At 64.1% G+C, this 21,956-nt stretch carries 18 protein-coding genes and 2 tRNA genes; 6 read left to right on the top strand and 14 right to left on the bottom strand.

All coding sequences use genetic code 11. From position 1 onward, the window contains the following. Nucleotide 1: 1 nt before the first annotated feature. The 11 genes from rdgB to ACT8II_RS01600 form a co-directional block, all read right to left on the bottom strand. Nucleotides 2–667: an RdgB/HAM1 family non-canonical purine NTP pyrophosphatase gene (gene rdgB, locus ACT8II_RS01650; protein ID WP_118654323.1), complete on the bottom strand. Its 666-nt coding sequence runs from the start codon at nt 665–667 to the stop codon at nt 2–4. Between the two features lie 94 nt (nt 668–761). Next, nucleotides 762–1,496, bottom strand: coding sequence for a ribonuclease PH (gene rph / locus ACT8II_RS01645; protein ID WP_118654324.1), 735 nt, complete (start codon nt 1,494–1,496; stop codon nt 762–764). A gap of 172 nt (nt 1,497–1,668) precedes the next feature. Then, nucleotides 1,669–2,547 carry a glutamate racemase gene (murI, locus tag ACT8II_RS01640; RefSeq protein ID WP_294122419.1) on the bottom strand — a complete coding sequence of 293 codons (879 nt, stop codon included), beginning with the start codon at nt 2,545–2,547 and terminating at the stop codon, nt 1,669–1,671. Between the two features lie 92 nt (nt 2,548–2,639). After that, a complete protein-coding gene (locus ACT8II_RS01635; RefSeq protein WP_118654326.1) occupies nt 2,640–3,563 on the bottom strand; it encodes an HAD family hydrolase in 924 nt (307 codons plus the stop codon). A gap of 463 nt (nt 3,564–4,026) precedes the next feature. Next, a tRNA-Val gene (locus ACT8II_RS01630) sits at nt 4,027–4,102 on the bottom strand. Nucleotides 4,103–4,125: 23 nt separating this feature from the next. After that, on the bottom strand, nt 4,126–5,409 hold the full coding sequence (locus tag ACT8II_RS01625; protein WP_118654327.1) for an aminotransferase class III-fold pyridoxal phosphate-dependent enzyme: 1,284 nt from the start codon (nt 5,407–5,409) through the stop codon (nt 4,126–4,128). An 18-nt stretch (nt 5,410–5,427) separates the two neighbouring features. Next, a complete protein-coding gene (gene argB, locus ACT8II_RS01620; protein WP_118654328.1) occupies nt 5,428–6,426 on the bottom strand; it encodes an acetylglutamate kinase in 999 nt (332 codons plus the stop codon). 9 nt (nt 6,427–6,435) lie between these two features. Continuing rightward, nucleotides 6,436–7,725 (bottom strand): bifunctional glutamate N-acetyltransferase/amino-acid acetyltransferase ArgJ, encoded by a 1,290-nt coding sequence (gene argJ / locus ACT8II_RS01615; RefSeq protein ID WP_118654329.1) that lies wholly within the window; start codon nt 7,723–7,725, stop codon nt 6,436–6,438. 26 nt (nt 7,726–7,751) lie between these two features. Next, a complete protein-coding gene (gene argC, locus ACT8II_RS01610) occupies nt 7,752–8,819 on the bottom strand; it encodes an N-acetyl-gamma-glutamyl-phosphate reductase (protein ID WP_294158139.1) in 1,068 nt (355 codons plus the stop codon). A gap of 456 nt (nt 8,820–9,275) precedes the next feature. Beyond that, nucleotides 9,276–10,229, bottom strand: coding sequence for a hypothetical protein (locus tag ACT8II_RS01605; protein WP_443812868.1), 954 nt, complete (start codon nt 10,227–10,229; stop codon nt 9,276–9,278). A gap of 700 nt (nt 10,230–10,929) precedes the next feature. Beyond that, a complete protein-coding gene (locus tag ACT8II_RS01600) occupies nt 10,930–12,144 on the bottom strand; it encodes an iron-containing alcohol dehydrogenase (protein ID WP_118654332.1) in 1,215 nt (404 codons plus the stop codon). A gap of 280 nt (nt 12,145–12,424) precedes the next feature. Between ACT8II_RS01600 and ACT8II_RS01595 the strand changes: the two genes are divergently transcribed. The 6 genes from ACT8II_RS01595 to ACT8II_RS01570 all read left to right on the top strand — a co-directional run bounded on the left by ACT8II_RS01595 (nt 12,425) and on the right by ACT8II_RS01570 (nt 18,759). Continuing rightward, nucleotides 12,425–12,841 carry a NusG domain II-containing protein gene (locus ACT8II_RS01595; RefSeq protein WP_302741376.1) on the top strand — a complete coding sequence of 139 codons (417 nt, stop codon included), beginning with the start codon at nt 12,425–12,427 and terminating at the stop codon, nt 12,839–12,841. Between the two features lie 195 nt (nt 12,842–13,036). After that, nucleotides 13,037–14,122, top strand: coding sequence for a hypothetical protein (locus tag ACT8II_RS01590; RefSeq protein WP_118654334.1), 1,086 nt, complete (start codon nt 13,037–13,039; stop codon nt 14,120–14,122). Beyond that, the gene (locus ACT8II_RS01585) at nt 14,122–15,147 is read left to right on the top strand and encodes a hypothetical protein (RefSeq protein WP_443812867.1); all 1,026 of its coding nucleotides are present in this window, start codon (nt 14,122–14,124) and stop codon (nt 15,145–15,147) included. The genes ACT8II_RS01590 and ACT8II_RS01585 overlap by 1 nt, the downstream gene beginning before the upstream one ends. A 75-nt stretch (nt 15,148–15,222) precedes the next feature. Continuing rightward, nucleotides 15,223–15,675, top strand: a complete 453-nt coding sequence (locus tag ACT8II_RS01580; protein WP_118654336.1) for an FKBP-type peptidyl-prolyl cis-trans isomerase — start codon at nt 15,223–15,225, stop codon at nt 15,673–15,675. Between the two features lie 3 nt (nt 15,676–15,678). Further along, the gene (locus ACT8II_RS01575; protein WP_199588939.1) at nt 15,679–16,473 is read left to right on the top strand and encodes a hypothetical protein; all 795 of its coding nucleotides are present in this window, start codon (nt 15,679–15,681) and stop codon (nt 16,471–16,473) included. A gap of 84 nt (nt 16,474–16,557) precedes the next feature. Further along, the gene (locus ACT8II_RS01570; RefSeq protein ID WP_304292703.1) at nt 16,558–18,759 is read left to right on the top strand and encodes a MurT ligase domain-containing protein; all 2,202 of its coding nucleotides are present in this window, start codon (nt 16,558–16,560) and stop codon (nt 18,757–18,759) included. 65 nt (nt 18,760–18,824) lie between these two features. On the opposite strand, the gene ACT8II_RS01565 is transcribed toward ACT8II_RS01570, so the two are convergent. From ACT8II_RS01565 to ACT8II_RS01555, 3 genes are all read right to left on the bottom strand, one after another. Beyond that, entirely contained in the window at nt 18,825–19,349 is a 525-nt protein-coding gene (locus tag ACT8II_RS01565; RefSeq protein WP_118654338.1) for a biotin transporter BioY, read from the bottom strand. 266 nt (nt 19,350–19,615) lie between these two features. After that, nucleotides 19,616–19,692 (bottom strand) — tRNA-Glu (locus ACT8II_RS01560). A gap of 25 nt (nt 19,693–19,717) precedes the next feature. Continuing rightward, nucleotides 19,718–21,808, bottom strand: a complete 2,091-nt coding sequence (locus ACT8II_RS01555) for a glutamine synthetase III family protein (protein ID WP_294122438.1) — start codon at nt 21,806–21,808, stop codon at nt 19,718–19,720. Nucleotides 21,809–21,956 lie beyond the last annotated feature (148 nt).

The following is a 21,956-nucleotide window of genomic DNA, read 5'->3' as shown; positions in this document are numbered from 1 at the left end:
GTCAGCGGCCCTCCGCCGCGGCGTCGCCCGCCGAGCCGACGAGCTGGCGCGAGAGGTCCTGCAACGCGTGGAACCTATGGCTGATGGCGTTCTTCTCCTCTGGCATGAGCTCGGCCATGGTCTTGCCGGGCGTGTCGTCCGGCAGGAACAGCGGGTCGTAGCCGAAGCCGTGGTCACCGCGGCCCTCATGGCCGATAGTACCCTCGCAGGCTCCCGTGCCGGTGAGGACGGCACCCGAGGGCTCGATGAGGGCGATGACGCTCATGAACCGTGCGGTGCGCTCCACATCCGGCGTATCACCGAGATTCCTCAGGAGCTTGGCATTGTTCGCGGCATCGTCACCGTGAACGCCGGCATAGCGGGCGGAATAGACGCCAGGTTCTCCGTCGAGCGCATCGACCACGAGGCCGGAGTCGTCGGCGATAGCGGCGAGCCCCGTCGCCGCGACGGCGGCCTCGGCCTTGATGATGGCGTTCTCCACGAAGGTCGTCCCGTTCTCCTCCGGGTCCTCGAAGTCCCCGAGTTGTCCCAGGGCGACGAAGCGGACCTCGGGCAGGACCGCGCCCAGAATCGCCTCGATCTCCGTGAGCTTGTGGGCGTTGCCCGTCGCCACCACGATGGTGCGCTCGGAGTCGAGGGTATCGATGTCGATCTTATCCAGCGCCATGTGCGCCTCCTGTCCTCTCATGTGCTCTGTCGATTTACGTGCGCCCGGACGGGCGTCTGATGGGTCGAGTGGGAACCTGGGCGCCCCGCATTCCTCAGTCGCGGAAGGCCGTCACGTCGTTCTGCAGGTCGATGAGCTCCCGTATGCCGAGCTCCCCGAGGTCGATCAGCCGGTTGAGGCGCGCGCGGTCGAAAGGCGTCTGCTCTCCGGTGCCCTGGATCTCGATGATCTGACCGGAATCCGTGGCGACGAGGTTCATGTCGATCTCGGCATGGCTGTCCTCGGAATAATCGAGGTCGAGCAGCTCGCAGCCGTCCACGAGGCCCATGGAAACGGCGGCGACCTGGCCGGTGAGGGGTAGACGGGAGATCTTCCCCGCCTCCACCCAGGCCATGAGCGCGTCGTGGAGCGCGACCCAGGCGCCGGTGACGCTGGCCGTGCGCGTACCGCCATCGGCCTGAATAACGTCGCAGTCCACGGTGACGGTGCACTCCCCGAGGGCCTTCATGTTCACCACGGTGCGCAGGCTGCGGCCGATCAGGCGCTCGATCTCCATGGAGCGGCCCTTGCGGCTATTCGTCTCGCGACGAGTACGACGATTGGTGGACGCGGGAAGCATGGCGTACTCCGCAGTGACCCAACCCTGGCGGCTCGCCTTGCGCCAGCCGGGCACGCCCTCCTCGATCGTGGCGGCGCATAGCACCTTCGTATCGCCGAATTCAACCAGGCAGGAGCCCAGTGCGTTCTTCATGACGTCGCGGGTGAGATTGACGGGGCGCATCTCGTTTGCTGCGCGGCCGTATGAGCGGTCGATGAGCATGCGGTCCATGGATTTCGTTCCTTTCGATCTGAGCGCGCATGGCGCGACACGTACCTGTGAGTCGTATATGGGTTGGGGTCTCACCAAACGCGGGCAGCCGACTTCAGGCTGACGGGCGAACGGCACTCAACGTTCGCGGCCCGCCTCGGTCTTGCCCACGGGGCGGTCCCCGCAGCGGTCCCTACAGCCCGCGAAGCTCGTCGAGTGCGATATGCTCGATGCTCTTGAGCGGTTGACCGAAGATGAAGCTGCCGGCCGCGGCAAACTCGGCAATGTTGTCGGACGTGGTGGCAAAGCGATGCTCGGGACGGACGGGCTCCGGCGCCAGCTGGTCGCGGCGACGCAAGATGTCCTCGAGCTCACGCGTGGTCTCCTCCGCAGAGGACACAACGCGCACGCCCGGGCCGAGCGCATGACGAATGGGTCCTGCAAGCAGCGGGAAATGCGTGCAGCCCAAGACCACGGTATCCACCTTGGCCCCGCCATCGACAATCGGCGCCAACGTGCGCTCCACTTCCACGCGGTTCTCCGGCGTGTCGAAGATGTCGCCGTCTTGGAGCCAGCGCTCCTGCAGGTGGGCCCCGGTGGCAAGCTCACGCTCGACCATCTCGACGAAGCTGGGAGCGGGGCAGCCATACACGTCGACGCCCGCGTCCAAGTCCTGAATGGCGCGCGTATAGGCACCGGTACGCACGGTGAGCGGCGTGGCGAGCACGCCGACCTTGCGGGTGCGGGTCGAATTGATGGCGGCGCGCGCTCCGGGCGCGATCACGCCGATCACGGGTACGGGCAGGATCTGCTGTGCGATGCGCAGACCCGCCGCCGTCGCGGTGTTGCAGGCGATCACCATGATCTTGATGTCGCGCTCGGCCAGCCAGCGCCCCGCCTGGAGGACGAACGAGCGGACCTCCTCCTCGGAACGCACGCCATACGGGCAGCGCTTGGTGTCACCCACGTAATAGATCGATTCATGCGGCAGCGCCTCGGCGATGCAACGTGCCACCGTGAGCCCACCCAAACCGGAATCGAATACACCGATCGGTCGTTCGCTATCGAGCATCAAACGCTCTCCCCTCTTGCCGTGCCCACCGTGCGGAGCGGCACCGTGTGATATTTCGCCTGCGCGATACGGGGCAATCCCGCGTGGTCTTTCTACGCCTTAGCCGCCAGCAGGGCGTTCGCCATCGCGATCCAACCCTCGACGACTTTGCCGCGCGTGATGTAGACGTTGTCGTTCTCCTCGATGAGCGCGGGCGCAGCCGGGTCCTTGAGCGCATTTTCCACGCACACGAAGGTCCCCACGTAGGGGGCGGCGAGGAAGTCGGACTCGGAATCGCCGATGGCGAGGGTCTCGGAGCGGTCGATGCCGCACAGCTCGCAAAAGCGCTCGATGCCGCGGCCCTTGTTGAGGCCGGCGGGCATGATGTTGAAGGCGCGACCGGGACCGTCCTCGCCGAGGTCGAGGGTGGTGGGCTTGGACACGTGGGTGAGATAGCCGTTGTTGCCCCACACGAGACCGAGCCCGGCGACGTCGATCATCGCCTGTGCCTGATCGTCCGGCACCTCGCCGCGCATGCCGACGGTGACCTCGCGGTACTTGATGCCGTTGGCCATGTCGTTGTGGTACTCGATGCGCCCCGGCCAGCGATCGATGATGCCCTGGCACACGCCTGCCCGCTCGATGACCTGATGCGGTGTGAGGCCGCAATCGGGGTCGTAGGGCATGTCGCCGGTAAAGTACTCCCACCGGTTCGCCTTCAAGTCGAGCATGAGCAGGCCGCCCATCTCGCCGATGTAAGAGTTGAAACCGAGGATGCGGGAGTCCTCGTGCATCATCACGCGGGCACGGCCGGAACACGGGATGATCTCGATACCGGCGCGCTTGAGGGCGACGATGGCCTCGACGAGTGTGGTTGACGGGTTGCCGTCGTTGTCCGAGAGGGCGCAGGAGCCAGGCGCCAGCATAGTGGCGTCGAGGTCGGTGAAGACGTATTTCACGCGGGCGAGCTTGTCGTGCAGCCCACCCGTGGGTTCGCACGGCAGGACGGGATAGTTCGAGAGGTCGAAGTCGCTCATGGCAGCCTTTCTCGCGATGCAGGTTCGTCCTCACCATCATAAACAAAAATGCGAGGGCACTCTCTGCCCCCGCGTTCAAAAACATGGGTGGGCGATGAGGGATTCGCCGGGCGGCTGGCGCCGCCCTCCTCCCGCCGCGGCGCTCGCGCGCCTTGCGGGCTGCGCTGGAAAACGGCTCGCGCCGTTTCCTCAGCTCCGCACCCCGAACGGGGTTCGAATCCACGCAATTCAAACGAAAACGCGGGGGCGCCGTGACCCCCGCGTTGACGTTCTATGGTGGGCGATGAGGGATTCGCCGGGCGGCTGGCGCCGCCCTCCTCCCGCCGCGGCGCTCGCGCGCCTTGCGGGCTGCGCTGGAAAACGGCTCGCGCCGTTTCCTCAGCTCCGCACCCCGAACGGGGTTCGAATCCACGCAATTCAAACGAAAACGCGGGGGCGCCGTGACCCCCGCGTTGACGTTCTATGGTGGGCGATGAGGGATTCGAACCCCCAGCCTTGTGCGTGTAAAGCACCTGCGCTAACCGTTGCGCCAATCGCCCGTGGGTGAACAGTATAGCGGCAACTAGGCCAAAACGCGAGTGAGAGCGGAAATGAGCCGGTCGATATCCGCAGTACCGCAGATGAGCGGGGGTAGGAACCGCAGCGTATGCGGGCCCGTAGCGTTGATCACGAAGCCCTCCGCGAGCATCGCCGCCACCACATCATGGGCATCTCCCACATCCTCGGCGATATCGCAGCCCACCATGAGGCCGATGCCACGCACCTCGCGAACCGCATCCAAGCTGCCAAGACGCTCCGCAAAATAGGCTCCCACCTCGGCGGCGCGGTCGTCATATGCGCCGAGCGTGAGTTCGCAAAGCACGGCTGCCGCCGCCGCAACTGCCAAGCAGCTCCCGCCGAACGTCGACCCGTGGTCGCCGGGACGGAACACGTCGGCAATCTCCTTCTTGGCCACACACGCCCCCGCCGGAACGCCGCCGGCGATACCCTTTGCCAGGCTCATGATGTCGGGCTCTACCCCGAGAACCTGGAACGCAAACGGTTTGCCGGAGCGGAAGATGCCCGTCTGGACCTCATCGGCAATGAGCAGCGCTCCATGCTCATGCGCCACGTCGCGCGCTGCCTCCATGAACTCGCGCGTGAGCGGATGCACGCCGCTCTCCCCCTGGATGGGTTCGAGCATGACGGCGCAGATCTCATCGCCCAGGGCATCGAAGATGGCCCTCAGCTCATCAACGTCGTTCGGCGTGCACGCCGCAAAGCCGCCCGGCAACGGCCGGAAGCTATCCTGCAGCCAATCTTGCATGGTCGCCGCGATGGTCTCGAGCGTGCGCCCGTGAAAACCGCCGCGCAGGCACACGATCGTGTTACCGCCGTTGCCGACACGCTTGGCGTACAGGCGAGCGAGCTTCATCGAACCCTCATTTGCCTCCGCACCCGAGTTCGCAAAGAATGTCTTCCACACCTGCTCGCCCTCCGCCGGGGCAGACGCGGCGCGCACCGCCTCCTCATCACCTGCATCCATGGCATGAGCCAATGCCCGCGCACCCTCCACATCGCCGTTGGCAAGCTTGGAGATGAGCGCCGCCACCTCGCCTCGATGCTCGATATAGAAGTAGTTCGACACGTGCGCCAGCCGATCCGCCTGCTCCCCCACGGCACGCGAAACCGCCGGGTGCCCATGACCCAGGCAGCACACGCCGATTCCCGCGAGAAAATCAAGGTACTCGCGTCCCGCGTCGTCGACGAGCGTCATGCCGTGACCGCCGACGAACTCTACCTCCGACCTGCCGAAGGTGTGCATTACATATGAAGACTCGAGCGTCTGTTGAGCCGCAAGCGACATACGCCTCCCCTTTCTCGTTTAGCTGTTCTCGGTCAAGCGCGCGGAAAACGCGTCAAGCGGTGCTGGCGAAGACGGCGCGCAGGCCTCGGCGTCATACGCCGACGGATCGGGATGGCGGTCGTATTCGTAGGCATTGCGGGACGCGTGAATCACCGTGCCGATGCCCGCGTCGGTGAGCAGCTCCAGCAGCAGCGAATGCGGCATGGTCCCGTTGATGATGTGGGCGCGCAGCACGCCGCCGGCGAGGGCGGCGATGCAGCTCTCGAGCTTGGGGATCATGCCCGCGTCGATCGCACCGTCCTTCAACATGGCGCGCGTCTCGTCGACCGTGAGGTTCGATATGAGGGAGGACTTATCGGAAAAGTCCTCGTACAGGCCGTCGACGTCCGTGAGGAAGATCACCTTGTGGGCGCCAAGCGCAGCGGCTATGTGCCCTGCGGCGACATCGGCGTTGATGTTGTAAAAACCGCCGTCCTCGCCAACGCCCACGGTCGCGACGACGGGAATGTAGTCGTTCTCGACCAGGTTGTTAAGGTAGCCGCCGTTGATGCGGACAATGCGCCCCACACGGCCCAACTCGGGCGCGAGCTGCTCGGCCACAATCGTTCCCGCATCGGAGCCCGACACGCCCACGGCAAGATTGCCGTGCTGGTTGACCGCCGACACGAGCTGTCCGTTTACCTTTCCCACGAGCACCTCGCGCACGAGCTCCATCGCCTCATTGCTCGTAACGCGCTGGCCGCCGCGGAACTCCACGGGGATCTCGTGCCGCTTGAGCGCGGCGTTGATATCCTTACCACCGCCGTGGACGATGACCGGCTTCATCCCCATGATCTTGAGCAGCACGATGTCGCTCATCACATCGGCACGCAGGCGCTCGTCCACCATCGCGGCGCCGCCGTACTTGATGACGACCGTCTTGCCCGTCAGGTTCTTCATCCAAGGCAGCGCCTCGAAGAGCAGCTGCGCGGTCTCCTCGCTTGAAAGCGAGGTCCTGCTGTCGCGTGCGTATTTCATGACTTGCTCCTAGGAACGGTAATCGGCGTTGATGGACACGTATTCGTGCGTGAGGTCGCAGGTCCACACCGTCGTGGAGCACGTGCCCGCGCCCAGGTTGGCCTCGATGACGATCTCGGGCTCCTCGAATCGTCGCAGGGCCTCGGCCTCATCGAAGGGCACGGTGAGGCCGGCACGACACACGGGCATCCCCATGATGTCGATGTCGACCCGGCTCTGATCGAACGGCACCCCGCATTTGCCAAGGGCCGCCGCAATGCGCCCCCAGTTGCAATCGTGACCGGCGATCGCAGTCTTGACCAGCGGCGAATTGGCAACGGAACGGGCGGCGGTATCGGCATCGGCTTTGGTAGCGGCACCGTGAACGTTCACGGTCACGAGCTTCGAGGCACCCTCGCCGTCCGCGGCGATTGCACGGGCAAGGTTCTCGCACACGGCATGGACCGCTTGGCACAGCTCGGCGTAGGCCGGCGTCCCCTGCTCGATGAGCGCAACGCCCGGTGCCGCGTCACCCGAGGCGAATATCACACACGTGTCGTTGGTGGAGCTGTCCGAATCGACGGTCACCTTGTTGAATGTCACACGCACCTGCGAGAGCAAGATCTCGTGCAGGGCGGCGGGCTGAACGGGGGCGTCGGTGGTGATGACGGCGATCATGGTCGCCATGTTCGGCATGATCATGCCCGAGCCCTTGCACATACCGCCCACAGTGAACGCGCAGCCCTCAAAACCCGGCGCCGTGCTCTCGTACGCAACCGCGTACTCCTTGGCATGCGTATCAGTCGTCATGATCGCGCGGGCCGCATCATGGGCGCCCTCGCGCGAAAGCGCCGCCGCCGCTTGCGGGACCCCTTGCTCGAAGGGCTCGATATCGAGGGGGACACCGATGACCCCCGTCGAGGCGACAAGCACCTCACCTGCCTTGCAACCTAGGGCATCCGCGACGACGCCACAGGTCTCCCGTGCGATGGCGAGACCGGGCTCCCCCGTCGCAGCGTTGGCGTTACCGGAGTTGATGACCACAGCGCGCATCGTGCCATATCCGTGCTCGATTCCGCCGAGCTGCTCGCGGCTCACCTGCACGGGGGCTGCGCAGAACCGGTTGGTGGTAAAGACGCCGGCTGCGGCAACGGGGCGGTCGGCGACCACGAGCGCAAGGTCGGCGCGGCCCGGGTTCTTTCGAAAACCGGCATGGACGCCGGCGGCGGTGAAGCCCTGCGCACTCGTCACGCCGCCCCGAGCGATGGGGCGCAACGATACGGCGGAAGATGTCGAGGTCGTGTTGAAGGTCGTGTTCATAATGCATCCCTTAGGACTCGTTTTGGCTAGACTGGCATGGCGACAAGCGGCAAACCTCGTCGCTCCTCGAGCCCAAAGACGATATTGGCGCACTGCACAGCTTGACCGGCAGCCCCCTTGCACAAGTTGTCGATGGCTCCCGTTGCCACCAGCACTCCCGTGCGCGGGTCCACGGCGAGGCCGATCTGGCACCGGCACGTGCCCGCCACTGAGGCAGTTCGCGGCATGGCGCCCGCATCGAGCACGGTGACAAGGGGCGCATCCTCGTAAAACGAGCGGTACGCCTCGACGGCCTCCTCAACATCCATAGCTGCCGCCTCCTGCGTGAGCCTCAGCGTCACGGTGGACAGCAGTCCGCGTTTGAGCGGCGCGAGGTGCGGCGTGAACACCACACGGTCTTTCGCCTGCAAGATCTGCTCGATCTCCGGCGTGTGACGGTGTTTGCACACACCATATGCCTCGACATTTTCATCGGCCGAACAATAATGCGTGCGGGCGTTGCAGCCCTTTCCCGCGCCCGTCACGCCAGAGACGGCATCCACCACCACAATCGTATCCTCGCGGCACCAGCCCATGCGCAACGCCGGAGCAGCCGCCAGCGACGTGGCCGTGGGATAGCACCCCGCGCATGCCACCAGGGCTGGCTCCCCCGTCTCCAAACTGGCACGGGCATCGGCGAGATCTTTGGCGAACAGCTCCGGAAGCCCGAATGCGCGCCCTGCGAGCAGTTCGGGCGAGGCGTGCGGGACCCCATACCATTCCTCGTAGACCTCCGCGCTCGCCAGCCGGTAATCCGCGGACAAGTCGAACACCGAGACGCCGTGCGCCAAGAGGCTGGGCGCCATCCCCATGGCTGCGGTATGCGGGACGGCAAGGAACACCGCATCGAGGGCCATCAGCGCGGGATCGTCATGGCTGGTGAACACGAGGTCCGTCTCTCCCGTAAACGCGGGGTAGATGTCCGCGAGCCGCACACCGGCATCGGCGTTGGACGTTATCGCCTTGAGCTCGAAATCCGGGTGTGCGAGGAGCAAGCGGACGAGCTCCGCCCCGGCGTACCCCGCTGCGCCAACGACTCCTACCTGATACGCCATGTGTTCCGCCCTTCTGCCATGTATACGCTGCGATGCAGCTCCGCCCGCCGGACCCGGGGCCGTGCGTCGCTCCCGGGGCCGTTGCCGAGCCCTGGTCCGCTGCCGCTTCCGGGACCGTTGTCCGACCCGAGGCCGTTCGTCGCTTCCATATGCATTGCCCATCAAAACATTTGCAATATTGCGAAAGTTTGACAGTAAATATTATCATTTCTGATTGATTCATTCACTTTTATACATTCGTAACAAAGCCGACACGCGCGCTTCGAAACGCGAGCTCCGAAACGAGGGTCCCGATTTCAAACCCCTGATAAATCACATTATCAAGCTGCTTTCTGTGAGAAATCAACGGTTTGAAATGACGCCACAATTTCAAACCGTTGGTAAATCACATTACCAAGCCTCAAAATGTGAAAAATCATGGGTTTGAAATCGTCCCCGCTGTTTCAATTCGCCATATCAGCGCGATGTCCCGCCGCGCACAACACCTTGTCGTGACGCCCGGTCGACGTAATCCCGTCGAGGAACGCCCGCCGTCGTCAACAGGTTCTCGAAGTACTCGACGTTGTAGACCTCCTCCATGGAGAACCGAATCACCGTTGCATTGGCCATGTTGATATGCGCCTCCCGACGGCGCTCCTTCGCCATGGCATGAATCACCGCATCGATATCGCCGGCATTCGCCGCTCTCGCCCGGTACTTCTCCAGCCCGTCCAGCTCGCCGATGATCCAGTGGCCGTTGCTCAAGCACCAGCCAAAGTCACCGTACTTCGGGTTGTCCGGTTCCATGGGGTCGATTATTTCCACCTGCAATTCAGGCGGCTGGAAACCGAGCTCGATCATCGTGGCGCGCGCGATGGACTCTCCTCCGTTCTCACTTCTCCCATCCGCCCACAACAGCGTCTCGCGTGCCTGGCGAACACCCCGTTTACGGAAGCCATCCTCCGCCAGCCACTGACTCAGCTCTTCCTCACTTGTCATCCCCCAATGCAATGCGGAGTCGACAATCGCCAGACCCTCTTTAAACGGCGCCGCGCAGAGGCAATCGATAAGAGTCCTCCGAAAGGACGTCACCTGCACTCCCATGACCTTGACGACGTCGCCATCGCGTAGCGCCCACGTGTGGCGCGCGATTGGACTTGCAGGGCTGTTTGGGAGCGCCGACACCACGTGCGCCTTGTCGAGCAGCCGGTTCGGAACCTGCAATCCGTGCACCATCGCAGCGGAATACAGGCAGAATATCCATTCCGGGTGCGTTTTGCCCAAAGTGCGGACGAGCTTGTAGGAACGCACGCGCGGCGGGGCAGACCCATACGCCGCGGTCCGTGCGAAGATGCCTCGACAGGGGCAGGTCACTTCGCCTGCCGCGCGAAGCCGATGCAGCAAGGCCTCTTCTGCGTGGCACTCCGGCATCAGCCACAGTCCCTTCCGGTCACACCGGTCGAACTTATCCAAAACTCGCTGTTTTGCGTCCCCCATATGTCGTCCCGTCATCCGCACACCTCGGAACCTCTACGGTATCAATGAGACGACGGAATGAGTCTTGCACGTGGTTGGGGATTATCTGACACCCAGCTCAGCGCCACAGCCGATGCATTTTTATCCATGGGCGGTGGCAATTCATCGGCCAACGGTCGGGTCAAAGGTCGAAATCGCATCATCAGAGCTCGACTTGCGTCACATTGAAAGTTCTTTCGACCGTCTGTACCCCCAATATGGCCGTACGACCTATTCGGGGCTTGACAAATCGATCAAACCCTCCTTGGCCGCCCGCTCGTCCTGCTGGATTGTGAGGAAACACGGGTTTGAAATGAGCGCGTTCATTTCAAACCCGTGATAAATCACATTACCAAGGCCGTTTATGTGAGAAATCAATGGTTTGAAATAATGCACTCGTTTCAAACCCACGTTTCTTCGCGTCGTCGAGTGAAGGAGGCCGGGGGCCGACCAACAGCGGCATCGGCCGGGACGCAAGCGCGGAAATCGGGCGATCGTAAGAACAAGCATCAAAAAAACCGCCCTGGGACAGTTCAAAACTGCCCAGGGCGGCTCATGTGTGCGATGACATCGCACGTGCACGCCGCGAATCACGCAGCGCGCACGCCAAGGGAGACTAGAACGTGACCGGGGTATCCGTGTAGACGCACTCGAGCAGCTGCTCCATCTCCTCCTGCGTGGGGATACGCGGGTTGGAACCGGTGCAGGCATCGAGGATGGCGTTGGCGGCAACCTCGGACTTCTTAGCCTCGAACTCATCGTAGTCGATGATGGACTCATCGGCCTTCACGCCGTACTGGCCGTAGTTCTTGATACCCTGCGGAATGTCGAGAGCGTCGTTGAGGTCGCGGATCTTCTGGACAAGGGCCTCCACGAGCTCGTCCTCGGTCTCACCCTCGAGATGCAGGATGTCCTTGGCGATGAAGGCGTAGCGGCTCTTGGCGCGCTCGTCCTTCGCGTTGAACTGGATGACCTTGCCGAGGTACATGGCGTTGGCGCAACCGTGGATGATGTGGTCCCCGGAGAATGCGGCGCCGGTCTTGTGGGCCATGGAGTGGACGATGCCAAGCAGGCCGGAGGAGAAGGCGATGCCGGCGATGCACTGGGCGTCGTGCATGTGGGCGCGGGCCTCATGGTCGCCCTGGTAGGACTTGGGCAGCCACTCGACGATCTCGCGGATGGCGTGCAGCGCGTTGCCGTCGGTGTACATGGAGCCGGCGGTGGAGACGTAGGCCTCGATGGCATGGGTCAGCGCGTCCATGCCGGTGTGGGCACAGAGCTTGGCCGGCATGGTGTAGGTGAGCTCGGGGTCGACGATGGCGACATCGGGCGTGATGTTGAAGTCGGCCAGCGGGTACTTGATGCCCTTCTCGTAGTCGGTGATGACGGAGAACGCGGTGACCTCGGTCGCGGTGCCGGAGGTGGAGGCGATGGCGCAGAACTTGGCCTTGGTGCGGAGCTCGGGGAAGGAGAAGGGCACGACGGCCTGCTCGAAGGTCTCCTCCGGGTACTCGTAGAACAGCCACATGGCCTTGGCGGCGTCGATCGGGGAACCGCCGCCGATGCCGATAATCCAGTCGGGCTGGAAGGCCTCCATGGCCTTGGCGCCCTTCATGACCGTCTCGACGGACGGGTCGGACTCGACGCCCTCGAAGATCTCGACCTCGAAACCGGCCTCCTTAAGGTCCGCCTCGACGTCCTGCAAAAAGCCGCCACGGCGCATGGAGCCGCCGCCAGTCACGATCATGGCTTTGGAGCCCTTGAGGTTCTTGACCTCGTGGCGAGCACCCTCACCAAAATACAGGTCGCGAGGATTGGTGAAACGTCCCATTACTTACCTCCCATTTCGCGGAATCAACCGCGTTTGCGCGGGGCACCGTTAGCCCCACATGGACTATGCCCGCAGATCGACCGGTTTCACCGCTCGGGCCCAAACAGGTGCCCGAGGGGGCGCCCCCCGCGGATTCCCGAGTGCCTAACGAGAGCGTGGTAAATCGTTCAATCACAGACGCTCACATCATATCGCGTGCGCCCATCCGACTAGGTTCGAAATCTGTTAGGCTTCTTGCATACTTCGCCCTCTTAGCAGCAGGTCGCGAAAGGGAACGTGTATGAAAACGCGCATCAAAACGGGGGATATCCTCCTTTTTACTGGTCTTTTGCTGGCAGCCGTCATAGGTGGAATCTGGTGGTTGGCAAACTCCGCAAACGCTGGCGATTTTTCGGCGAGCGGCGCGCTCGTGGTTACCCAGACCAAAGAGGGCTTCCGCCGCACCGACCCGCTCTCCACGGAGACGACATATGTGGTCGAAACGCCCGGGACGGGAACGGGGCCCGATGCGCACGAAGGCCTCAACACCATTCGCATCGCGAACGGCACCGTAAAGGTCGAGAGCGCCAACTGCAACAACCAGGTCTGTGTCGAGCATGACCCCATTGCGGGCGTTGGAGAAGAAATCGTATGCCTTCCCCACGGACTCGTCGTCGAAATCGTTCAAGACGAGTCACAGGCGACCGTCCTTCATTGACGCGTCAACGTCCTGCAAGCCAATGGCGTGAGCCCAAAGGGACGCACGCCATGGGCAAGAAGAAAACGGCTACACTAGTTCGATAACGAATAAGAGCCGTACGTGCGGATATATACCTCGGGCCCCGGAGCCACGTCCCGCGACCATCACGAACGACCAGGCCCACGCCACCAGTCAACCGGAAAGGAGAGACCCATGGCATTCGACCCCATCCAGGAGGACTGCCTTCGCCTCATCCTCGCCAATATGGAACGCGAAGGCGTTCAGCTCCTCCAAGACCCCTTGTACATCGATCGTGCCTCCGAGGCGTTCCAAAACGACCCCTCGTCGCTCATCCACACCGATCGTGAGCGCTCGTTTCACTTGGTATCCAAGGCAACGGAGGTCGTCGACTACCGTGCGCCGTTCGCACCGACCGAACAGGACGCCGAGGCGCAGTTCGACATTGCGGAGAACTACCTGCGCGAGGCGACCGAGCTCGACCCGCGCAATTGGGATGCCCAGCGCATGCTCGCCACCCTGCAATCGGAATCGGACGACGAACTCATCTCCTATCTGCTCGACCATCGCGCAGATGTCGAACGCGACGTCGAGCACCTCCTCGAGGACGCATCGAACCCCTACGAAGAGGAGTTCGCGCGCGATTTGGGGCAGCGGCCCCTCCAACGCTGGATTGCCATGCTCGCCTCGCGGCTGTTCATCGCCGGGCAGTACCGCATGGCCCTCATGTGCGCCGAGGAGGGCCTGAGAGCCTACCCACTCGACATGGCGGGCATTCGCCACACCGGCATGCTCGCGCTCGCCAAGCTCGAGGTGGCGCCCGAGGAACTCAAACGCTACCGTTCGCGCCATGCAGCCGCCTATCAACTTGCGGGCAAGAGCGCCTCGCGCCGCACACAACCCGGCGGCCACGCACCGGACGCGTGGAGCCTTATCGCGCAGATGAGCCTGGCATACCGCTCCTTCGACATGGCAGGGGCCACGACGGCGTTGCGAACGCTCATGCGCGTGTACCCTCGCAGTGCCCAATCCCTCTACTTCCAGGCAGAATTCCCCGACGGCGTGTTCTCGCGCGTGAATGTGCAACCCGGCAGCGAGGATGAGCTGGTGCTGGCCCTCTCGGAGGCGACGCCGCTCCTGCAAGAAGGGATGGGCACGCCCGATTCGGCGAGCTTTGCGTTGTGGATCGCCGAACACGACCTGGTGCAGCGTTCCCTCGACGCACGCGACCCGCTCCCCCACACCGAGACGCGCGGCAACGCACCCGGAGGCGAGAACTGATGAATCCACGTGCATACGTTCCCGCGTACCTTGAACATCGCTACGCCCTCGCCCATCCCGAGCTCACGAACGCGGCGCGCGAACTCGTTCACGAACAGATCGAGCGCGATCCCGATCGCTATGCAACCGATGACGGCGCGCGGGCCCTCGTGTCGTACACGCGCGTGCAGGAGGAGCTCCTCGACGGGTTGCTCCGCATGGAGGACCTGCCCGACGGAGATTTCGAACGCGACCGCAGCGCGCTCTTCGAGCGTGCCCGCGCCCAGCTCGCGGCGATCATGCGAACGGACCCCCACTGCGTCGACGCGAGGCTCGTCGCCATACAGCTCGCCGAGGTGCCCCTCGATGCCTGCCTGGGCGATATGCTCCAGCTCGAACGTGAAACTCGGGAGAGACTCGTGATGTCCCGTCCGGGATTCGACCCCGATATCGAGGGGCTATGGCGTGAAAGCGCACTCGCGGCAAGCGAGGATGCCGGGGAGCTCACCGCACGCGACCCCGAGGTCATCGGCTGGCTTCACACCGTTGAGGCGCTCGCCCAAGGATGCATCTTCACAGCCCGCTACCGCGCCGCCGCCTCGTACGCCCGCACGGTGATGCGCGCGCACGGCTACCCCAACCTCGCCGTGGGCACGCTCTTCCTCGCACTCGCGCGTCTGGAGGACGAAGACGGGTTCTTCGCGGCTGCGCGCGATGCGGGTGAGGGCGCCGAGGACCTGCCGTGGTTCCTCTTGGGACGCACCATCTTGCTCTACAAGCTCGGACAGCGTCGCAGCGCGCGCCGTGCGCTCCGTGATTTCGCGGCGCGCTGCGACGGCGGGGCGTTCTTCCTCATCAACCCGACCTACCACGACCCGTACCTGCCCGTGCGGCCCGCGGCCCTCGAGGCATGGGACTTGTCGCACCAAGCCGTGTGGGAGGCCGACGGCATCATCGCCGACACGCCCGATTTCGCCGCATGGGCGGAGGGCGTCGAGGGAATCCGAGAGCGTGCCGAGGAGTTCGCGTTACGGCATGGGTTCTAGCCCCCATGCGCGCCGGGCACCGGGCCATCCGTGATACGCTTATCGGGTTGCCAATCGATTCCGGAGGAACCGCCCGTGCAGGATTTTTCGCTCAAGCACCGCGTCACCGTGCACTACACCGGCTCATTTGAGGACGGCGAGGTCTTCGATACCACCGAGGGCCGCACGCCGCTCACATATGTCGAGGGAAACCACGAGGTCGTCCCAGGCTTCGAGGTCGCGGTGCTCGGCATGGAGCCCGGCGAGAAGAAGACCGTGACCCTTGCGCCCAGGGACGCCTACGGTGAGCACGACCCGCGCCTTCTGTACGTCATGCCCACGATCGAGATTCCAAACTATGAGGAACTGGTACCCGGGCAACTCATCTACCTCATGAACGGCGAGGGCTACCAGCAACTCGCACGCGTGATGCGCGTGGCCGACGACGGCGACACGCTGTTTGACTTCAACCATCCCATGGCCGGGCACACCCTCACCTTCGAACTCTCGCTCGTGAGCCGTGAGCCCTATACCGATGAGGAGGCGTAGACCATGGTGACGTCCCATCCCATCCGGCGCGGCGTGGCGTGCCCGGGTTGCCCCCACCGCGCGGCATACGTGGCATGTAGGGAGGCACTTGGGCGTGGACGCGCCCGCGTTATCTGCGGCGACGCAGGCTGCGCCGCCGTTGGCTCCATGCACCCGGCCGCCTGCACGTGCGTAGGCGGCGAAGAGGCGCTGCTCGACCGCTACAAGGTGCCTGTGCCCCAGGGCGGTACACCGCAGGAACCCTCCTGCGAGGCGTGCATCCACTTCGTGCCCGACGCCGCGCTCGCCCGTGATGACGAATCAGCCGAACTCGCGGGGCTTTCCGCAGAGGGACGGGTCACCATCCTTGCCGTGCTCGCATCCAGCCGCGCATTCCTCACGCGTGAGGCCATCGAAGGACTGGCGGAACGTGCCCTCGCCCTGGGTTGCGGCGACGCCGTGATCGTGGATCCGTTCGACAGCCAACGCGCCGCGGGCGTTCTCTGCGGTGCCTTGGCGCGCCCCGGCGTCCACGCCGTGGTGTTCGCCTCGCCCTGCGCCCAAATCCAGCGCGGCGAATACGAGGCGGAGCCCGCCGAGATCGATGCATACGCCTGCATGAGCTGCCACCGCTGCCAGCAAATCACCGGCTGCCCGGCGATTAGCTTTGAGCCGCCCGTGTTCCGCATCGACGCAGATGCCTGCGCCGGATGCGATCTGTGCGTCGAGTGCTGCCGCACACACGTCATCTACTCCCCGCGCAGCCGCATGACACCCGAGGAGCGCAGCCGCGCCCGATACGCAGCTGCCAGCCAGTAAGCCCGTCGTTCTCCCCGGCCCTCCACCATGGAAGGCGGGAGCGAACGCCAGGCACATGACATCCCCATCACGATAGGAGCTCTCATGAGCATCAGATCGAACATCGCAACCGTCACCGCCGACCTTGCCCGCTGGGGGCTCCGCTCCGTCCTCCATCGTAACGGCGGTGCACTGCCCGGCAAGCTCGCCCTTTCCATCGACCCCGAACTCGTCGCCGATCTTGCCGGCCTCCTGGACGCAAGCGTGGTCATCACCGGCACGAACGGCAAGACCACCACGACGAACCTCATAGCCGATGCCGTGGCGGCGAGCGGAGCCGTCTGCGTGTGCAACCGAGCGGGAAACAACATGGAGACCGGTATCACGGGCACCCTGCTCGAGGCGAACTCCAATCGACGTCGAACCGCCGGCAAGCGCCGCGTGGGCGTGTTCGAGTGCGACGAGCTGTACACCGTGCGCATCCTGCCGCGCCTCAAGCCCACGTATTTCGTCTTGCTCAACCTGTTCCGCGACCAGCTCGACCGCTATGGGGAGATCGACCATACCCAGGACGTCATCGCGCAGGCGCTCGCCTTGTCGCCAACGACCACGCTGATCTTCAATGCCGACGACCCGCTGTGCGCCTCCATCGCCGACCGCGTGCCCAATCCCTCGCTTCCCTTTGGGCTCGATGGCCCCACCGGCGGCGAGGCCTCGCACATCGCCGAGTCGCGCTTCTGCGCCCACTGCAACGCCCCACTCGAATACGACTACATCCAATACGGTCAGCTGGGCTCCTACCACTGCCCCGCCTGTGGCTGGAGGCGCCCCGACCTCGCCTCGGGGGCCTCGAACGTGCACCTCACCAGCACCGGTTATTCCTTCGAATTGAAGGCGCAGCAAGACGGGTCCTCGCAGACCGCGCCCCTCTCCACCAGATACAACGGCCTGTACATGGTCTACAACATCACCGCCGCTTGGACCGCCGCCTGGGTCCTCGACGCGCTCGACGGCGATTCCAGCCGCTTCCAGGGCGTCCTCGACACTTATGTGCCCACCGGAGGGCGCATGACGCGTTGGCAGGCGAAGGGGCGCATCGTCGCGACCGACCTGGCCAAGAATCCCGTGGGCTTCGATCGTCAGATCCAGCAGGTCAAGGCCTCGGGCGGCAAACTCATGGCCTTCTACCTCAACGACGCAGATGCGGACGGACGCGACGTCTCGTGGATTTGGGACGTTGACTTCGAATGTCTGAGCGCTCCCGGCGTACATGCCTTTGCGGGCGGATCGCGCGCGCACGACCTGCAGGTTCGCCTCAAGTACGCCGGCATCGACGCCTCGCTCGTTAATAGCATCGGCGATGTCATCGATACCTTGGCGGGCGAGGATGTCGGCGAGGTCCTTCATGCCGTTGCCAACTACACCGCGTTCCCCCCAATCGTCAAGGAGCTCGAGGGGCTCGGGGACGTCGTGACCGGCGATGCGAAAACCGTGTCCATCGATGTAACGGCCATCCACGATGACGACGACACCCAGCACTCGGACAAGATGCTCGACCTGGGCCGTCCGTTGCGCATCGTCCACCTCTATCCCGACGCCTTGAACCTGTACGGCGATGGCGGCAATGCCATCATCCTCGAACGCCGCTGCAGGTGGCGGGGCATTCCCGTCGAGGTTGACGACGTGCACATGGGCGATGTGCTCGACCTGTCCACGGCGGACATCGTGCTCATAGGCGGCGGTGCCGACCGCGACCAGCTCGCCGTTGCCAACGAGCTGCGCCACCAGCGCGACGAGCTGCAGGGCTACGTTGAGGATGATGGCGTCGTTCTCGCAATCTGCGGCAGCTACCAGCTCCTCGGGCGCTCGTATTACATGGGCGATGAAAAGGTTGAGGGGCTGGGCATCATCGCCGCCGACACGGTACGTGGCGAAGGCCGCCTCACGGGCAACGTCGCGGTGAAAACCGATATCGCCGACGCCCCGTTCGTAGGGTTTGAAAACCACGGCGGACGCACGGTGCTCGACGCCTGCGAGCATCCGCTCGGCACCTCAGTGCTCGAGGGCACCGGCAACAACGGTCAAGACGGCTCTGAGGGATGCCTCCACCGCAACCTGGTGGGAACATACCTCCACGGACCCGCGCTCTCCAAGAACCCCGAGCTCGCCGATTGGCTCATCACGCGAGCCCTCGAGCGCCGCGGGCGCGGCGGTAACATACAGGCGCGAGAGCTGTTGCCACTCGCCATGCTCGACGATGCCTGCGAGCACGCCGCACACGAGGCGGCGATGAAACTGCTTGGTTAACGCAGCCGCCAGTCCCTGTGGCACATATTCGAAGATGCGCGCGTCACGTCCCGTGGCGCGCGTTTTTATGGCAAGACGCGGGCAACGGACACCCCGACCCGCGCGCCGCAGACGAGCTTGACGGCATCGGGGATGATGAAGGGAGCCACCGCGATGGCAAGCGCGCCCCACAGGTCGATCGACAGAAACGCCATGAGCTGGACGGTGCCGCATACATACGAAACGAGCAGCAACACAGCGGCGGATGCGAGGGCACGCGGGTACGCGGGGATACGTGCCGGAAGCGCCCTGTCCAGAACGCCGGCTGCTACCATGCCCAGGATGAATCCCCACAGAAAACCGCCCGTGGGGCCCGCAAGCGCACCGAAGCCTCCCATGAAGCCGGAGAAAACCGGAAGGCCAACGGCGCCGAGCAAGACGTACGCGACAACCGTAAGGACCGCCGTGCGGCGATCGAGCACGGCGGGGATCATGGCGAGCACGAACGTCTGCAAGGTGAAGGGCACGGGGCCAAAAGGCAGCATGACCTGGGCGGAAGCCGCCAATAGCGCCACCATGAGTCCGGCACGGGCAATACGCTTGGCGTCCATGTTGCTCCCCCATTCATGAAAAGAACGAGCCCCGTTACAACAACAAGCCCGAATCCCGCAAGGGATCCGGGCTGGCAATTCGATGGTGCCCCCAACGGGATTCGCGTCCGGCTGCGCCGTCCGCGGCTTCGGGCGCATAGCGCCCTCGCACGCTCGCTGGGAAACGCTCGCGCGTTTCCTCAGTCTCGCGACCCCAATGGGTTCGAACCCCGGCCCGTCAACGTAACAAGCCCGAATCCCGCAAGGGATCCGGGCTGGCAATTCGATGGTGCCCCCAACGGGATTCGAACCCGTGATATCCACCTTGAAAGGGTGGCGTCCTTGGCCGCTAGACGATGGGGACAGCGCGCAAGAGTATAACAGAGTTCCTACACGTAGAACAAGACGTCATCATACGTCGGGACCGGCCAGTAATCTGCAGCCACGATCTCCTCCATGGCATCGACTGCCGCGCGCAGGTCGGCCATAGCGGGTGCAACCTCGTGCGCATAGCAATTCGCCTGCTCCTGGCCATCTGCCATGGACTCCGCCTTGACGTGCACCGCATCGAGCGCCTTGATGGCCTCGTTGATGTCGGTGATGCCGTTGCAGAGCTTATTGAGCGTATTCTGCTCGCACTGCATCGCCGCCTCGGCACCGGCGGCGCGGATGGCCTCAAGACCCTTGGCGACCTTGGTGGCGTAGGCGGTGATGACCGGGCGGTACGTGCGGCGCGCCTCGCGGATCATCGTCGTGGCCTCGATGTTCATGAGCTTGTTGTACTTCTCGAGCTTAACCTCGTAGCGGCACACGGCCTCTGCCTCGGAAAGCACGCCGAGCTCCTGGAACAGCGCGAGGTTCTTCTCGGCGACAAATGCCGGCAGCGCGTCGGCGGCGGTGCGGAAGTTGCACAGGCCGCGAGACTCGGCCTCCTTCTCCCACGCCTCGGAATAACCATCACCGGAGAAGAGGATGCGGCGATGCTCACGCAGATGCTCGGCGCAGTAGGCCAGCGCGGCCTCCTGGAAGTCGTCCTCGGGCGTGCCCTCGAGGGCGTCCGCGAAGTCGCGCAGGGCCTGGGCGACGGCACAGTCGAGCACCAGGTTCGCGTCGGAGACGTTCGCCTCGGAGCCCACGGCGCGGAACTCGAACTTGTTGCCCGTGAAGGCGAAAGGGCTCGTGCGGTTGCGGTCGGTGTTGTCCTGCTCGAGGTTGGGCAGCAGCACCGTGCCGAAGGTGAGCGTGTCGGTGGTGGCGTGGACGCTCGCCTCGCCGTCCATCAGCATCTCGACGACCTCGGTGAGCTGATCGCCCAGGAAGATGGACATGATCGCCGGCGGCGCCTCGTTGGCGCCCAGACGGTGGTCGTTGCCGCAGCTCGCGACGCTGGCGCGCAGGAGATCCTGGTACTTGTCGACGGCCTCGATGACCGCAGTAAGGAACACCACGAACTGCAAGTTCTCGAGCGGGGTGTCGCCGGGGTCGAGGAGGTTTTCGTCGGCCGTACCGAGCGACCAGTTGTTGTGCTTGCCCGAACCGTTGATGCCCTCGAACGGCTTCTCGTGCAGCAGGCACACCAGATCGTGGCGGCTGGCGATGAGCTTCATCTTCTCCATCATGAGGAGGTTGTTGTCAACGGCCTCGTTGAGCTCGGAATACACGGGCGCGAGTTCGTGCTGGCACGGCGCCACCTCGTTGTGCTTCGTCTTGGCCGGGATGCCCAGTGCCCAAAGCTCGTTATCGAGGTCCTTCATGTACGCGGAGACGGTTGGGCGAATGGCACCGAAATAGTGCTCTTCGAGCTCCTGGCCCTTGCACGGAGCCGCGCCGAACAACGTGCGGCCGCAGATAACGAGGTCGCGGCGCTTACGGTATGCGTCCTTCTTGATGAGGAAGTACTCCTGCTCGTCGCCCACGGAAGGCACGACGCGCTTGGGATGCTTGCCGAACAGGGCGAGTACGCGCTTGGCCTGCTCGTCGAGGGCGGTCATGGAGCGCAGCAGCGGGGTCTTCTTATCCAGCGCCTCGCCGGTGTAGGAGCAAAACGCCGTGGGGATGCAGAGCACGTCGTCCTTGATGAACGCCGGGCTCGTGGCGTCCCATGCGGTATAGCCACGTGCCTCGAAGGTGGCGCGCAGGCCGCCGTTGGGGAAGCTCGAGGCGTCGGGCTCGCCCTTGATGAGCGCCTTGCCCGAGAACTTGGTGATGGCGGTGCCATCGTGGTTGGGCTCAAGGAAGCTGTCGTGCTTCTCGCTCGTGATTCCCGACAGGGGCTGGAACCAATGCGCGTAATGCGTGGCGCCGTGAGCGATCGCCCATTCCTTCATGGCGTGGGCCACGGCGTTCGCGACGTCGAGGTCGAGCGGCTTGCCCTCCTCAATGGTTCCCGCGAGCTTTTTGTACACGTCCTTGGGCAGCCACTTCTTCATGACGTCTTCAGAGAAGACCATCGTGCCGAAGCGGTCGGTGAGATCGGCCATCAGATGCTCCCTTCGTGGCGCGCCGCGCGTGAGCGACGCTGGTGCTAGCGGACGATTGCAGCCTATACGCCATACGTTTCGATGCAATTACCGCTGCGTTGCAAGCGTGAAACATATCGTAGCGTACCGCATGCTGCCTGCGGAAAGA

The sequence above is a fragment of the Collinsella sp. genome, from assembly GCF_052346665.1.
GTDB lineage: Bacteria > Actinomycetota > Coriobacteriia > Coriobacteriales > Coriobacteriaceae > Collinsella.
This window is presented reverse-complemented; position numbering and strand designations above follow the sequence as displayed.